The following is a 14,633-nucleotide window of genomic DNA, read 5'->3' as shown; positions in this document are numbered from 1 at the left end:
CGGACGTGATCATGCTGCAAGCCGCTTGGCTATTGCCCGGTGCCGGAGAGAGCCTGTTGCATCTGTCCGGATCATCGGCGTCCATCCGCCAGCACCAGCCGCGCAGCTGCGGCCTCGTGCTGCTCGGCTGTTCGCCAAAGCCCTACGAAAGCCGCGGACCGTTTGGCCAGCTGCTTTCTTCGCCGATCAACAATGCCCATGTCGTTGCCATCGACCATGCGCCGGAACTGGATCGCGCCGCCTCGCAGGTTCCTTGCATCGTTGAGCGCAGGACAAGGTCCGTGCACAGCAGCTTCGAACTTGTCGTTGGCGATGAAGAAATTGCCGATACGCCATTCGCCAGCAGGTGCTTTTACATCCTGCATCCTTCCAACTGAAGGGTCCACAGTCGCATATGGAAGCCAGCCTAGCCCGCTATATCTGGACGCACACCAAGAAGCAGCAGCTCTGGATATTGATGATCGTCGTGCTTTCGATGATCCCGTATTTCATGTCCTTCGACCTGCCGAAGCTGATCGTCAACGGACCGATCCAAGGTCGCGGCTTCGAGCAACCGGGCGCGACCCAGCCATTCATGAGGCTACATTATAACCTGCCGTTCATTGGAGAGGTCCAGTTCTTCTCCGGTTTTCAGCTCGACCGCGAGGAGACCCTGTTTGCCCTGAGCCTTGTGTTCCTCTTGCTAGTCGTCATCAACGGCCTGTTCAAATTCTACATCAACACCTACAAGGGCCGCCTCGGCGAACGCATGCTGCGGCGTATCCGCTTCGATCTGGTCGACCGTGTGCTGCGTTTTCCGCCGGTTTACTTCAAGCGGGTGAAATCCGCCGAAGTGGCGACCATGGTGAAGGACGAGGTGGAGCCGCTGGGCGGCTTCATCGGCGACGCCTTCCTGCAGCCGGTACTGCTCGGCGGCCAAGCGCTGACGGCCATGCTGTTCATCATGATCCAGAACGTCTGGCTCGGAATGATAGCGGTCGTGATCGTGGCGATCCAGATCGTGCTCATCCCGCGAATGCGGCGGCGGCTGATCGTGCTCGGGCGCCAACGGCAGTTGACGGCGCGCGCGCTTTCGGGCCGGGTTGGCGAAATCGTCGACGGCATCGGCGCGGTTCACGTCCACGATACATCAAACTACGAGCGCGCCGACATAGCTGCCCGGCTCGGGCTCATCTTCAAGATCCGCTTCGATCTTTACCAATGGAAATTCATGGTGAAGTTCCTCAACAATTTTCTCGCGCAGCTCACGCCCTTTCTGTTCTACATGATCGGCGGGTATCTGGTCCTCCAGGGGCGGCTGGACGTCGGCCAGCTCGTGGCCGTGATCGGCGCCTACAAGGACCTGCCCGGACCGATGAAGGAACTGATCGACTGGGATCAGGATCGGCAGGATGTCCAGGTCAAATATCAACAGGTCGTTGAACAGTTCACCGTCGAAGGTCTCATCGCGCCGAAAATCGGGGTATTGACGATCGACGATCCCGATCCGATGACCAAGCCGCTGTCGGCGATCAATCTGTCCGTAGCGGACGATGGCGGTGCAATGCTCCTCAACCGTATCTCCCTCCAGGTCAAGCCGGGTGAGACGGTGGCACTGGTCAGTACCGCAACAGGTGGAGCGGAGGCGCTTGCAGAAGCCTTCGCGCGGCTGAACTGGCCGGACAGCGGAAGGGTCGCTTCGGGCACCGACGACCTGCTTGAACTCCCCGAAGCAGTAACCGGCCGGCGCATGTCGTATGCCTCGTCGGATGTTTTCCTGTTCCAGGCAAGCCTCCGCGACAACCTGCTCTACGGGTTGAAGCATGCGCCGCTGACATCGGTGCCTTATGACGGTGCTGCGGCAGATCAGCACCGCTGGAACATTCACGAGGCGCGCCGGTCGGGCAATCCGGATCTTGATATCCACAGCGACTGGATCAACTATGCTTCCGCTGGCGCTACCGGCCCGCACGACCTCTTTGAAGCCGTGCGCCGGGTGCTCGACGCGGTTGTTCTGTCGCGTGACATTCTGGATCTCGGCTTGCGCTCTTCGGCCGACCTCACGCGTCACACGGAGCTTGCCAGGCGGATCGTCGAACTGCGTGCGGCGCTGCGGACCCGGCTGGAACAAGAGGGGCTGAGCGGACTGGTGGTTCCTTTCGAACCGGGCGCCTACAACAAGGAAGCAACGATCGGCCAAAACCTGCTCTTCGGCGCTGCCGCCGGCCCCGAACTGGCCGATAGGGCCCTGGCGGCCAATCCCTATTTTGCTTCCGTGCTGAGGCAAGCCGGCCTCGACCGCACGCTCTACGAAATGGGCTTGGAGATCGCCAAACAGGCGATCGAGCTGTTTGCCGACCTGCCGCCCGATCACCAGTTCTTCCAGCAGCTCGCCTTCATGAGCGCGGAGGAGATACCCGCCTACGAAACCTTGCTGCAACGGCTCAAGAACCGTCCCTACGAGGCGGTTTCGGAGAACGATCGCGCCATGATCGTCACCTTGAGCTTTGCCTACATCGAGCCCCGGCACCGCTTCGGCCTGCTGAGCGACGAGCTGATGAGCAAGATCGTCGCTGCACGCAACCGGTTCTATGAAGACCTGCCGCCCGAGCTGCACAATGCGGTCGAACGGTATGATCCTGCCAAATACATTGCCGCGGCCACCGTCATGGATAATGTCCTGTTCGGGCGTGTGGGCAACAATCATCCCGACGCGCCCGACCGCATACGCTCCATCGTCTATGACATTCTTGACGAACTGGGGCTTTATGGCGAACTTCTGGATGTCGGCCTGGACTTCAACGTCGGCTCCGGCGGCAGGCGGCTGACCGGTGGACAGCGACAGAAGCTCGATGTTGCCCGGGCCTTGCTCAAGCGTCCCGATTTTCTCATTCTCAACCGGCCGCTGTCGGCGCTAGACCAGCGCATGCAGGATAAGGTGCTGCGAAATGTGCTCGAGGAAGCCAGGCGCGACGGCCATTCGCCGGCAATTGTGTGGGTCGTGACGAATCCGGCAATGGCGATGATGTTCGATCGCGTTATCGTCTTCGACTCGGGTCAATTGGCGGAAGACGGAACACACGAGACACTTTTGGCAGGGAACGGTATCTTCAAGGAACTGTTGTCATAGAGCAACGGACATTCAAATGGGATCATTCTGCCGGTGCACGATATCGGGCTCGCCACCTTTCGCGTGGTTTGTCTCGCCATCCCGGAAAGAGAATTGATTCCATCTGGGCGTCCGTTGCTCTAGTCTGGCAAACGCGAATTTTGGAAGGTTTGCGACAATGCTGCTCAAGGATGAAGTTGGAATGCTGCAACGCGTTCCCTTGTTCTCTGCCATCGAGCCGACAAAGCTCAAGCTGCTTGCGTTCACATCCGATCGTGTGAGCTACAGCGCCGGCCAGATCCTTTTCCGGCAGGGCGACGAGGGAGACGCCGCCTATGTCATCCTTTCAGGCAGGGCGGATATTCTTGTCGATTCCGACAGCGGACCGATAAAAGTTGCCGAACTGGAGCCAAATTCGATCGTTGGCGAGATCGCCATATTGTGCAACAGCTCCCGCACTGCCACCGTCAGAGCGGCAAGTCCGCTGGAAGCCCTGAGAATCCGCAAGGATCATTTCCTGAGGCTTATGAGGGAGTTCCCGGAAATGACCATCGAGATATTGCGGGTTCTTGCCGATCGCCTAAGCCATACGACCGCGGATCTGATCGACGCACGAAGCGCCAAATAACGAAGGACGTGCGCTCGATCCTCGCCGTCGTGACGGCACTGTCCTCTCGCTGAGAAGATCACCCGGAGAAAGCCTGTCTCGCCTAGCAGCAGTTGTTTGGATATGATGGGCGAAGGGGTAGCATGGACGACAACGTTTTCCTGGTCAGGTTTTGGGGTGTCCGCGGCAGCATTTCGGTATCAGGGCCAGAATTCTCTCGCTATGGCGGCAACTCAATCTGCGTCGAGATGCGATGCGGTAAGCATACGCTTCTGTTCGACGCAGGCTCTGGCCTACGGCCTGCCGGCGCGGCGCTTCAGGCGTTGGGCGTGACCGATTTCGACCTGCTTTTCACCCATTGCCATTACGATCACATCATCGGGCTGCCGTCTTTTGCGCCGATCTATGACCGGGGCGCCAAGGTTACGCTTTGGTCCGGGCATCTTGCAGGACACATGACGACCCGGCAGATGGTCGATGAGTTCATGCGGCCGCCGTGGTTTCCGGTGAAACTGGAGGCCTGCAAGGCAAGCCTCGACTATCGCGATTTCGTATCCGGAGACGTGCTTCGCCCGCGCGAAGGGGTGGTGGTCCGAACCGGCAGTCTTATGCATCCGGGCGGCTGCATAGGCTACCGGGTCGAATGGGGCGGCGGCGTCGTGGCGGTGATCACAGACACTGAGCACGAGCCGGACAAACTCGATCAGGCGGTGCTCGGCCTGATCGAAGATGCCGACCTCGTCATTTACGATTGCACCTACACCGAGGAGGAAATGGAACGCCGCCGCGGTTACGGGCACTCGACTTGGCAACAGGGCGTCAAGCTCTGTGAGGCGGCCGGTGCGCGGAGGCTTGCGCTGTTTCACCACGATCCGACACGCACCGACAAGGAACTGGACAAGATCCAGAAACTGGCCAAGGACAGGTTTACCGGCGCTTTTGCCGCGCGGGATGGCCAGACGCTCAAACTTCCAGTCTCATTGCGCAAAAGGCGCTGAGCTATTTTCCTCTATCTCTTTGTTTTGACGCAATTCCGGACGGAAACCGTTCATACTTTCCTGGAATTGTTCTACCGGCGCTGCGCCCGATCAATGTCCTGATCGGAAGCCATGCGCAGGCTTCAGTCTGTGCGGTGACTGTGAACAGCCGTTCGAGGAAGAGCCAGGCCGATTCATCATGTACGAGATGGTGGGTGAGCAGGCCCACCGGTTCGCCCCCATCGAATGCATGCTGCAATTGCGCGATGATAGCCTGAACCAATAGGCCATGATCGCGGCAGCCGCGCGTGCCATGCCAATCCATGATGTCGACATTGCTGTTGATGACCGCAAGTGAAGCCGGCCTTGGCGGCCCATAGACCGACAATGCCGAAAATCCTATCGATCCAAGGTCGGATACCAAGCCGGCGTCGATCCTGTTCCAGGGTGGCACCAGCATCGGAACGGCACGTGCGCCGTGCAGGCCGGTTACGTGCGCCAGCCCGCGAGCCAGATCATCGAGCACCGCCTCGCGTGGCCGATGCGCGCCGAGCTCCTGCTTCTTCTGGCCCTCGGGCGCATGATTTCGGTGCGCCCAGCCATGGATGGCGACCGTGGCATGCGGCGCCTCGTCAAGCCGAACGACAAGCTTCTCGTCAGTCAGGGCGGGAATGACGGCCAGAGTCACCGGAACCGCGAATTCACCGGTGAGGTCGAGCAACCGATCAAGCGCAGGCGTCGGATCCACGGCGTCATCGTCGCGCAGCCAGAACTCTGCCTTACGGTCCGCCCGCTGCCGGCTCGCCAGTTCCTCCACCAAGGGTTGCCAGATTTGATCGGATGTCATGAGACCGGGATCTTCGCAAGAAGTTCGGCCAGACGCGCCGCTGCAGCACCGAGAGAACGTTCTTCGAGGATGAAACGTCTGGCTTCTGCGGCCATGATGGATCTTTCGTCGTTACGGGCCAGAAGCCTTTCAATGGCAGAAGCGAACGCCGCCACATCGTCCGGCGGGGTGAGAAACCCGGCCTGGCCATTCCGGACGACCTCCGGCACGCCGGCGACGTCCTGAGCCACAACCGGAAGGCCGGCGGCCTGTGCTTCAAGATAGGCAACGCCATAGGCCTCGCCGAAACCCGGCCAGACGTAAATTCCCCCACTGTAGAGGACATCCGGCACGGCGGCTGGCTCAATCGCGCCAAGCCATTCGATACGCTCGGCGGGCAAGCCGGCGAATTGCGCTTTGATCTCCTCGCGGGCAGGTCCGTCCCCGACGACCGACATGGTCCAGGGCAGGTGACCGATCGAACCGAGCGCCTGCGCCAGCATGCGATAGCTTTCGACTTTGTCGCCCGGGCGCATCATGGCGACGGTAACGAGGCGCGTCGGACAACCCCGTGCCGGCGTTTCCCGGAATAGCGAGGTGTCGATGAAGGGCGAAAGCATGCCGAAAGCGGCGTCGGGTACCGCATCTGCCAGTCCCTGACGATCCCTTTGCGTGAAGCAGATGTTCAGCACCGCCTGTTCGACGGCTCGCGCCACCAACGCTTGCGTATCGGCCCACAAACCGGTGTTGCGCCGCCTCGAATGGGAGGCTTCCGCTGTCACATAGGGGACACCAAAGGCCAACGCCAGTTCGGGCCCGATCAGGTCGGGCGCCTTGTAATAGGGATGATAGGTGAACCACAGATCGGGCTTGCCGTCACGATCCCAAAGCCTTGCCAGCCGCGCGGCTTCCTCCCGGGCCTCGATCTTGAGCGCATCGAAACTTTTCCAATCCGGTTCGCGTAGATAGAAGCGCAATTCGGATGCCAGTTCGACGCTATGTCCTCCATGCTCCAGCGCCTTGACCAGCATCCGTGCCATCTGGCGGTCGCCGGAGGCAACGGGATGATTGGGCGACTTCAGCGGCGCATAGAAGGCAATTCGCATCGCCGGACCCTATCATCGGAAAGCCTGCGCAAGTCAATTTCGAAGCATGATCGACTTCACCCTCAAGCACTGGAATGTGCTATCTGATGCTCATGGAAACAGCTGCCGCGTCCGATCCGTTTGTTGCTTCTCTGCCGGTCTTCGCAAAGTTTGAAAGCGTTGCCGATATTGATAACTATCGGCCTCTCCCCGATGGCTGGGCGCTGGCCACCGCAGACATCGTCGGCTCGACCAAGGCGATCGAGGCGGGGCGCTATAAAACCGTCAATATGGCCGGTGCCAGCGTCATTTCGGCGCTGCTCAATGCGCTGGGTAGGCAAGATCTTCCCTTTGTCTTCGGCGGCGACGGCGCGCTCGTGGCGTTTCCCGGCTCGGCGCTGGAGATCACCCGCAACGCGCTGGCGGCTGTCCAGAGATGGGTGGCGGACGAACTGGATCTGACCTTGCGTGCCGCAATCGTGCCGATAAAGGATATAAGAGCGCAAGGCCTCGACGTTCGCGTGGCGAGGTTCCAGGCCTCCGATGCGGTCTTCTATGCCATGTTCGCCGGAGGTGGCGGCAGTTGGGCGGAAGCCGAGATGAAAGCGGGGCGCTACCGCATCGATCCTGCGCCGGCCGGCGCGCGGCCGGACCTGACCGGCCTCTCGTGCCGCTGGAACCCGATCGAAGCCCGGCATGGCGAAATCGTCTCGATCATAGCCATACCGGGGGCGTCGCGCGACTTGCGCGGTTTTCAGTTTCTGGTTTCCGACATCATCGCCCTTGCCGGCAGGCAGGAACGCGATGGCCACCCGGTGCCGGTGAACGGGCCGGACTACAGTTTGCTGCCCGCCGGCCTCGATATCGAGGCGCGGGCCACGGCGCCGGCAGGACGGCGATGGCTGTCGAAGCTGTGGATAGTGTTCCTGATGACGCTTACGGCTGTTACGGATAGATATGGCTGGACGATCGGCAGATTCGATCCGAAGATCTACAAACGCGAAGTGGCCAGCAATTCGGATTTCCGGAAGTTCGACGATGGCTTAAAGATGACCATCGACGTTGACGCGGATGTGTTGCAACGGATCGAGAACCGGCTGAAACAGGCGGAAGAGGCGGGCATCTGCAACTATGGCCTGCACCGCCAGAAATCGGCCTTGATGACATGCCTCGTCGCATCGCCGCTGCAGCGCGATCACGTTCATTTCATCGATGGCGCCGCCGGCGGCTATGCGATGGCTGCCGCAAGCCTTAAGGCGAAGGTGCCGGTCTGACGGCTTGCGGACATCGATTTTCCGCAATATGCCTCGGGGCTCTTGTGAGCGGTGAGCCTCACCATGGAAGCGGACGGCCTGTCCGAATTGACGGGAAGCAGATTTTTGGACGCCTCACGATCGACATATGACCGTCTTCTGAACCGGATTTCGACGCGTGCCGCGCAAGTCGGCGTGATCGGACTGGGCTATGTCGGGTTGCCGCTGGCGGTTGCGATCGCACGCGCCGGCTTCCCTGTTTGCGGCTTCGACATCGAAGCCCAAAAGGTCGAGAGCCTGAACAACGGACAATCCTACATCGAGGCGGTGACGTCGACAGCCCTTGCCGGCCAGGTGGCGAGCGGACGGTTCCGCGCCACTGCGGATTTTGCCGAACTGGCCGTCTGCGATGTCATCATCATCTGCGTTCCGACACCACTGACGAAACACCGCGAGCCGGATCTCTCCTTTGTCAGGAACACCGCCGGCACCATCGCGAAGCATCTGCGTCTCGGCCAGCTGATCGTGCTGGAATCGACCACCTATCCCGGCACCACCGACGACGTGATCAAGCCCATCCTGGAAAAAATCGGCTTGCAGTCGAGGATAGACTTCTTCCTCGGCTTCTCGCCCGAACGCGAGGATCCCGGCAACCGCAGCTTTGAAGTCGCGACGATCCCCAAGGTCGTGGCAGGTGACGGCATTGAAGCGGCGACGCTCGTGCAGGCTTTCTACCATGGCGTGGTCAAGACCGTCGTTCCGGTTTCCACCACGGCGACCGCCGAGGCGGTCAAGCTGACGGAAAACATCTTCCGCTCGGTCAACATAGCCCTCGTCAACGAGTTGAAGATCGTGCTCGGTGCGATGGGAATCGACATCTGGGAGGTGATCGAGGCGGCAAAGACCAAGCCCTTCGGCTACATGCCGTTCTATCCTGGCCCTGGACTTGGCGGGCACTGCGTTCCGATCGATCCCTTCTACCTGACGTGGAAGGCTCGCGAATACGAACTGCCGACCCGCTTCATCGAGCTGGCGGCAGAGATCAACACGGCCATGCCGCGTCATGTGGTCGATGAACTGGCGAAGGCGCTGGACCGGCGCTGCGGCAAGGCGCTCAGCCGCTCGCGCATTCTCATCATCGGGCTCGCCTATAAGAAGAATGTGCCCGACATCCGCGAAAGCCCCTCATTGCGGCTCATTGAACTCATCGAGGAATGGGGCGGCAAGGCGGAATTCCACGATCCGCATGTTACCGAAATCCCGGCCACACGGGAGCATATGGCGATCAAGGGGCGTCGCTCGGTCGAATTGACCGATGTGGCCTTGAAGGATTTCGACGCTGTCGTCGTTGCAACCGACCACGACGCGATCGACTATCAGGCGATCGCGGATCACGCTCTACTGATCGTCGACACACGCAATATTTTTGGCCGCCTCGGGCTAGCCCGAGAGACGGTGGTGAAGGCCTGACGGCGTCCGAGCCGGCGAATTTGTGCAAGGAGATTTCGAGATAGCATGAGCACAGCGCAAGCAGAAATTTCTGCCATTCTCATGGATAAGGTTGCCGATTGGCTGACCCAATCGGCGTTGGCGGGCGACGACCTGGAAACATTGGTAAGGGGCTTTTGTGAACGGCTGGCTGCTGCCGGCCTGCCGTTGAAGCGGGTGCATTTGAGCTTTTCGATGCTTCATCCGCTTTATGACGCGCTCGGCTTCACCTGGCTCCGCGGCCAGGGCCTGGAAGTGGAAGGCTTCCGCAAGGAGAACGGCGTTCATTCCGACAGATTCCTGACCAGCCCATACTACCATCTGCTCAGCCACAAGCTCGACCATCTGCGGCGCCGGCTCGACCCGTCGGTGCCGTCGGAATTTCCTGTTTTCGATGACCTCAAGCTGATGGGCGTCACCGATTACATGGCTTTCGTCCATCCCTTCAGCGGCAACACCAGTCAGGGCATGATCGGGTCTTGGTCCACCGACAGTGCTGCAGGCTTCAGCGACAGCATGATTTCGGCGCTGCTGCGCATCCAGAACCATCTCGCTATCGCAACCAAGATGGCGGTGCTCACCAAGCTTGCCGACAACATGATGACCACTTATCTCGGCGGCGACGCCGGCAGGCGCGTGCTCGACGGCCAGATCAAGCGCGGCGAGGGTGATACAATCCGGGCGGCACTGGTCATGGGCGACATGCGCGGGTCGTCAAGACTTGCCGAAACCTCCGGCCGCGAAGTCTATATCGATACGCTGAACCAGTTTTTCGACGCCGCTGCTGCACCTTTCAATCGCAAGGGCGGGCAGATCATGAGTTTCATAGGTGATGGCTTCATTGCCGTCTACCCTTGCGCAAGGCACCGTTCACAGTCCGAGATCGCCTGCCAGGCTGCTCTTGCAGCAGCGCACCAGGCCACCGCGCGCATGATGGATCTCAATCTGCGCAGAAAGCAGCAGGGATTGAGCGACATAAACTATGGTATCGGCCTGCATGTCGGCAATGTGATGTTCGGCAATGTCGGGCTTACCGACCGGCTCACATTCTCTGTCTTCGGCTCGGCTGTAAACGAGGTCCAGCGCCTCCAGACCCTGACCAAGAAATATCCGCACAGCGTTCTCGCCAGCAAAGATTTCGCCAGCTATTGCGGCGCCAACAACTGGCTGGCGCTCGGCATGGAGGAACTGGCGGGCATCAGGCAGAAGCTAACGGTGCTTTCACCCGATTTGTCGGGTACTCTCTCGCTCGACGAAGACGGTGCGCTGGAGCCGATTTACGACCGAATATCGGACGCCGAGCAGGTCATGCTGCTTCATCGCAATGCCGCGCGGCCGTCCGCGGGCGACCCGAGGAAGCTCCAGTAACCGCCACGATCTGATCCGAACGCGTTTGGTAACAGTCCGGTCGCCGGTTCCGCCAGGGAACTGGCGACTGTTCGAATCCAAGTTGCTCTAGGCTGGCAATGCGATAGTCTCGCCTTCTGGACCTGCCAGAGTGGGGGCTGGTGTGAGAATGAATTTGGGCGTTGATCTGCTGCGGATCGAGGATGTTGGCATCTCTTTTGCCATTATAGGGGGACCGTTGCATGCCGTCAGGCGTGCAAATCTTCGCGTCCTGCCCGGCAAGGTTACCGCGCTTGTGGGCGAGTCCGGTTCCGGAAAATCGGTTCTCAGCCAGGCAGTGATGGGCATTTTGCCGAACACAGCCCATGTTCGCGGCCGTATCCTGTTTTCCGATCCTGAAAAGCCCGGCACGACGCAGGATATCCTGCAGATGCCGCGTGACGGACTCGAAATCCGGGCGTTGAGAGGCAGCCGCATCGGCAAAATATTTCAGGAGCCGATGACATCACTGTCGCCGCTGCATACGATCGGCAATCAGGTGAGCGAATCCCTGCAGATTCATACGCCCATGGCTTGGGTGGAGCGCAAGGCGCGGACCGAGGAAATGCTCGGACTTGTCGGCTTTCCCAACCCCAAGCGCGCCTATGACATGTATCCCTTTGAACTTTCGGGAGGATTGCGTCAACGCGCCATGATCGCCATGGCGCTTATCTGCCGGCCCGCGCTGTTGATCGCCGACGAGCCGACGACGGCGTTGGACGTCACCATCCAGGCGCAAATCCTGCAATTGCTGCGCGAGCTTCAGACGAAGCTGAACATGGCGATGCTGCTGATCACGCACGACCTTGGCGTAGTCGCCAACGTCGCCGACGAGGTGGTGGTCATGTACCATGGCGAGATCATGGAAGCGGGACCTGTGGAGGCGATATTCCGCCGGCCGGGCCACCCTTACCTGAAGGGCCTGATGGCAGCCGTTCCGCATTTCGACCTGAAGCCCGGCGAAAGGCTAAAGGCGCTCCGCGAGGTGCCGGTGAATGTCGGGAACCTGCTCGGCAAGCAGACGGCGCCGGCATCGAAGGGGCCGGACGACATCCTGCTGTCGGTCAGGGATCTGACAAAGACCTTCACGATCCGCAAGTCCGGATGGTTCGGCGGAGATCATCAAACCTCTGTTCGCGCCGTGGACGGCGTGAGCTTTGATATCAGGCGGGGTGAGTGCCTGGGTCTTGTCGGCGAAAGCGGCTCCGGCAAAACCACCGTCAGCAAGATCCTCATGCGGGCTGTCACCCCTAGCGGCGGCTCTGTGATCTTCAATGGCCGCGATGGTCCGATCGACGTCTTGGAAGCCGAGGGAGACGCCCTGCGCATGCTGCGCGCGAAAATCCAGATGGTCTTCCAGGATCCGGTTTCGTCGCTTTCACCCCGCATGACGGTGGAGAACATTTTGAGCGAGCCGCTGGAAATCCATCGACGTGGCAATGCCGCGTCCCGACTCGCCACGGTCAAGAGCCTGATGCAGGCAATCGGGCTCGACCCGCGCTTCATAAAGCGTTATCCGCATAGTTTCTCCGGCGGGCAGCGTCAGCGTATCGGCATCGCGCGCGCGTTGGCGTTGGGGCCTGAACTCCTGATCTGCGACGAGCCGGTTTCGGCACTCGATGTCTCTGTCCAGGCGCAGATCCTGAACCTTCTGAAGGACCTGCAGAAGGAACTGGGCCTGACCTACCTGTTCATATCCCACAACCTGGCGGTGGTGGACTACATGGCAGACCGCATCGCGGTGATGTGCGGCGGGCGTATCGTCGAGCTCGCGCCGCGCGAAATTCTGCTTAGGAAACCGGTCCACCCCTACACGCGCTCACTGGTCGCCGCAGTACCTTTCCCCGATCTCGACAGGCCGATGGATTTCAAGACGCTGAAACTCAGCGGCGCTTCCGACACCAGCGCATGGGGACCGCAATTCCGCGACGAGGGCGACGAGGACATGCTGTCGCCGCTCGATCTTGGCGGCGGCCACCTCGTGCTGGCCCGAAGTTCGGCCGATGTCAGCGAGCTACGCCATTGATCAGCCGGCGCACCGTCCTTGGACTCATGGCTTCGGCATTTCTGCCGGGCACGTTGCGCGCCGGCGATCTGGAGCCGGAATTTCTTGAGCCGCAGCTGAAGGCCAGAGCGCTGCCGGCACTCGCCGAACGCCTGCCCAAGCGCCCGCGCGCGTTGAATCTCGCTGCGATGGGCCGGCAGCCCGGCCAATATGGCGGCACGCTGCGCACGATCATCGGCAGCCAGAAAGATATCCGGATGATGACGATCTACGGGTACGCTCGCCTGGTCGGCTATGACGAAAAGCTTAACCTGCAAGCCGACATTCTCGAAAGTTTCGATGTAGCGGATGATCGTGTCTTCACTTTCAAGATACGAGAAGGACATAAATGGTCTGACGGTAGCCTGCTGACGTCGGAGGATTTTCGCTATTGCTGGGAAGATGTCTGGCTGAACGATGAGCTTTCGCAAGGCGGGCTTGCCCCGGCCCTGCTGGCGGACGGCAAGCCGCCACGCTTCGAGATCGTCGATCCGTTGACGGTCCGCTATAGTTGGGATGCGCCCAATCCCGACTTCCTGCCCAAGCTCGCCGCTGCTTCGCCCCTATCGCTTGTTCTGCCGGCCGCCTATCTCAAGCAGTTCCACAAGAAATACCAGGATCCATTCCGGCTCGCCGGCCTAATGAAGGAGAACCGGGCCCAGAAATGGACGCTCTTGCATATCCGCATGTCGCGGCAGTATCGCCCGGAGAACCCGGAACTGCCGACGCTCGATCCCTGGCAGAACCGGACCAAGCCGCCGGCTGAGCAGTTCGTCTTCGAGCGGAACCCGTTCTTTCATCGAATAGACGAGAATGGCCGGCAACTGCCCTATGTCGACCGGATTGTCATGAATGTCAGCTCGTCGGCGATCATTTCCGCCAAGACCGGTGCGGGCGAGAGCGACCTGCAAGGCATGGGAATTGACTTCACCGATTACTCCTTCCTGAAGGATGCGGAGAAGCGCTACCCGGTGAAGATGCATCTCTGGAAACGCACACAAGGTTCGCGGCTGGCGCTGCTGCCCAATCTGAATTGTGCCGACCAGGTGTGGCGTGGCCTTTTTCGTGACGTGCGCGTGCGCCGCGCACTTTCGCTCGCTGTGGACAGGCGCGAGATCAATTTGGCTGTGTTCTACGGATTGGCGCAGGAAAGTGCCGATACGGTCCTGCCGGAGAGCCCGCTCTACCGGCCGGAATTCGCGAAAGCCTGGGTCGCCCATGATCCCGACCAGGCCAATGCCCTGCTCGACGAGGTCGGGCTTCAGGCGCGTGACGATGACGGCCTGCGGATACTTCCCGACGGACGCTCGGCGCAGCTCGTAGTGGAAACGGCCGGCGAAAGCACGCTGGAAACCGACGCGCTCGAGCTCATCACCGATCACTGGCGCAAGATCGGCATCGCCCTGTTCATCCGGACTTCGCAGCGCGACATCTTCCGCAGCCGCGCGCTTGGTGGCCAGATCATGATGTCGATGTGGTCGGGCATCGACAATGGCGTGCCGACCGCCGACATGAACCCCTACCAACTGGCCCCAACCGTCGATGACCAGCTGCAATGGCCGCTCTGGGGTGCTCACTACTTGTCCCGTGGCAAGGTCGGCGAAGCGCCCGATCTTCCGCCCGTGGTCGAGTTGATGGCTTTACTCAAGCGCTGGAACGCATCGACCGAAGCCACGGAGCGCGCCGAGATCTGGAATTCAATGCTGTCGATCTATACCGATCAGGTGTTTTCGATCGGCACGGTAAACGGAACGCATCAGCCGGTTCTGGCATCCTCGCGGCTGCGCAATCTGCCTGACAAGGCGCTCTACGGCTACGACCCGACCGCCTATTTCGGTGTCTATATGCCGGATACATTCTGGCTTGGAGAGTCCTGAGC

The 14,633-nt window shown here is 60.4% G+C and carries 11 protein-coding genes; 9 read left to right on the top strand and 2 right to left on the bottom strand.

Annotation, left to right across the window (positions count from 1 at the left end; translation table 11 throughout):
- Positions 1–11: 11 nt before the first annotated feature.
- The 4 genes from NKI17_RS16700 to NKI17_RS16685 all read left to right on the top strand — a co-directional run bounded on the left by NKI17_RS16700 (position 12) and on the right by NKI17_RS16685 (position 4,693).
- Entirely contained in the window at positions 12–377 is a 366-nt protein-coding gene (locus tag NKI17_RS16700; protein WP_352906358.1) for a hypothetical protein, read from the top strand.
- 17 nt (positions 378–394) lie between these two features.
- Positions 395–3,109, top strand: a complete 2,715-nt coding sequence (locus tag NKI17_RS16695; RefSeq protein ID WP_352570088.1) for an ABC transporter transmembrane domain-containing protein — start codon at positions 395–397, stop codon at positions 3,107–3,109.
- A gap of 157 nt (positions 3,110–3,266) precedes the next feature.
- The gene (locus NKI17_RS16690) at positions 3,267–3,716 is read left to right on the top strand and encodes a cyclic nucleotide-binding domain-containing protein (protein WP_023675957.1); all 450 of its coding nucleotides are present in this window, start codon (positions 3,267–3,269) and stop codon (positions 3,714–3,716) included.
- A gap of 122 nt (positions 3,717–3,838) precedes the next feature.
- Entirely contained in the window at positions 3,839–4,693 is an 855-nt protein-coding gene (locus NKI17_RS16685) for an MBL fold metallo-hydrolase (protein WP_352570087.1), read from the top strand.
- A 1-nt stretch (position 4,694) separates the two neighbouring features.
- On the opposite strand, the gene NKI17_RS16680 is transcribed toward NKI17_RS16685, so the two are convergent.
- Positions 4,695–5,519 carry a polysaccharide deacetylase family protein gene (locus NKI17_RS16680; protein WP_352570086.1) on the bottom strand — a complete coding sequence of 275 codons (825 nt, stop codon included), beginning with the start codon at positions 5,517–5,519 and terminating at the stop codon, positions 4,695–4,697.
- The gene (locus NKI17_RS16675; RefSeq protein ID WP_352570085.1) at positions 5,516–6,604 is read right to left on the bottom strand and encodes a glycosyltransferase family 4 protein; all 1,089 of its coding nucleotides are present in this window, start codon (positions 6,602–6,604) and stop codon (positions 5,516–5,518) included. Before NKI17_RS16675 ends, NKI17_RS16680 begins: the two co-directional genes overlap by 4 nt.
- Before the next feature lie 74 nt (positions 6,605–6,678).
- Between NKI17_RS16675 and NKI17_RS16670 the strand changes: the two genes are divergently transcribed.
- From NKI17_RS16670 to NKI17_RS16650, 5 genes are all read left to right on the top strand, one after another.
- Positions 6,679–7,857, top strand: a complete 1,179-nt coding sequence (locus NKI17_RS16670) for a DUF3095 domain-containing protein (RefSeq protein ID WP_352457190.1) — start codon at positions 6,679–6,681, stop codon at positions 7,855–7,857.
- A gap of 105 nt (positions 7,858–7,962) precedes the next feature.
- Positions 7,963–9,306, top strand: a complete 1,344-nt coding sequence (locus NKI17_RS16665; protein ID WP_352570084.1) for a nucleotide sugar dehydrogenase — start codon at positions 7,963–7,965, stop codon at positions 9,304–9,306.
- Positions 9,307–9,351: 45 nt separating this feature from the next.
- Positions 9,352–10,692, top strand: a complete 1,341-nt coding sequence (locus tag NKI17_RS16660; RefSeq protein WP_352906357.1) for an adenylate/guanylate cyclase domain-containing protein — start codon at positions 9,352–9,354, stop codon at positions 10,690–10,692.
- 148 nt (positions 10,693–10,840) lie between these two features.
- Positions 10,841–12,736 (top strand): ABC transporter ATP-binding protein, encoded by a 1,896-nt coding sequence (locus NKI17_RS16655; RefSeq protein WP_352570082.1) that lies wholly within the window; start codon positions 10,841–10,843, stop codon positions 12,734–12,736.
- On the top strand, positions 12,733–14,631 hold the full coding sequence (locus NKI17_RS16650) for an ABC transporter substrate-binding protein (protein WP_352620940.1): 1,899 nt from the start codon (positions 12,733–12,735) through the stop codon (positions 14,629–14,631). Before NKI17_RS16655 ends, NKI17_RS16650 begins: the two co-directional genes overlap by 4 nt.
- Positions 14,632–14,633: the final 2 nt, after the last annotated feature.

The organism is Mesorhizobium sp. M0816, assembly GCF_040320005.1.
Lineage (GTDB): Bacteria > Pseudomonadota > Alphaproteobacteria > Rhizobiales > Rhizobiaceae > Mesorhizobium.
This window is presented reverse-complemented; position numbering and strand designations above follow the sequence as displayed.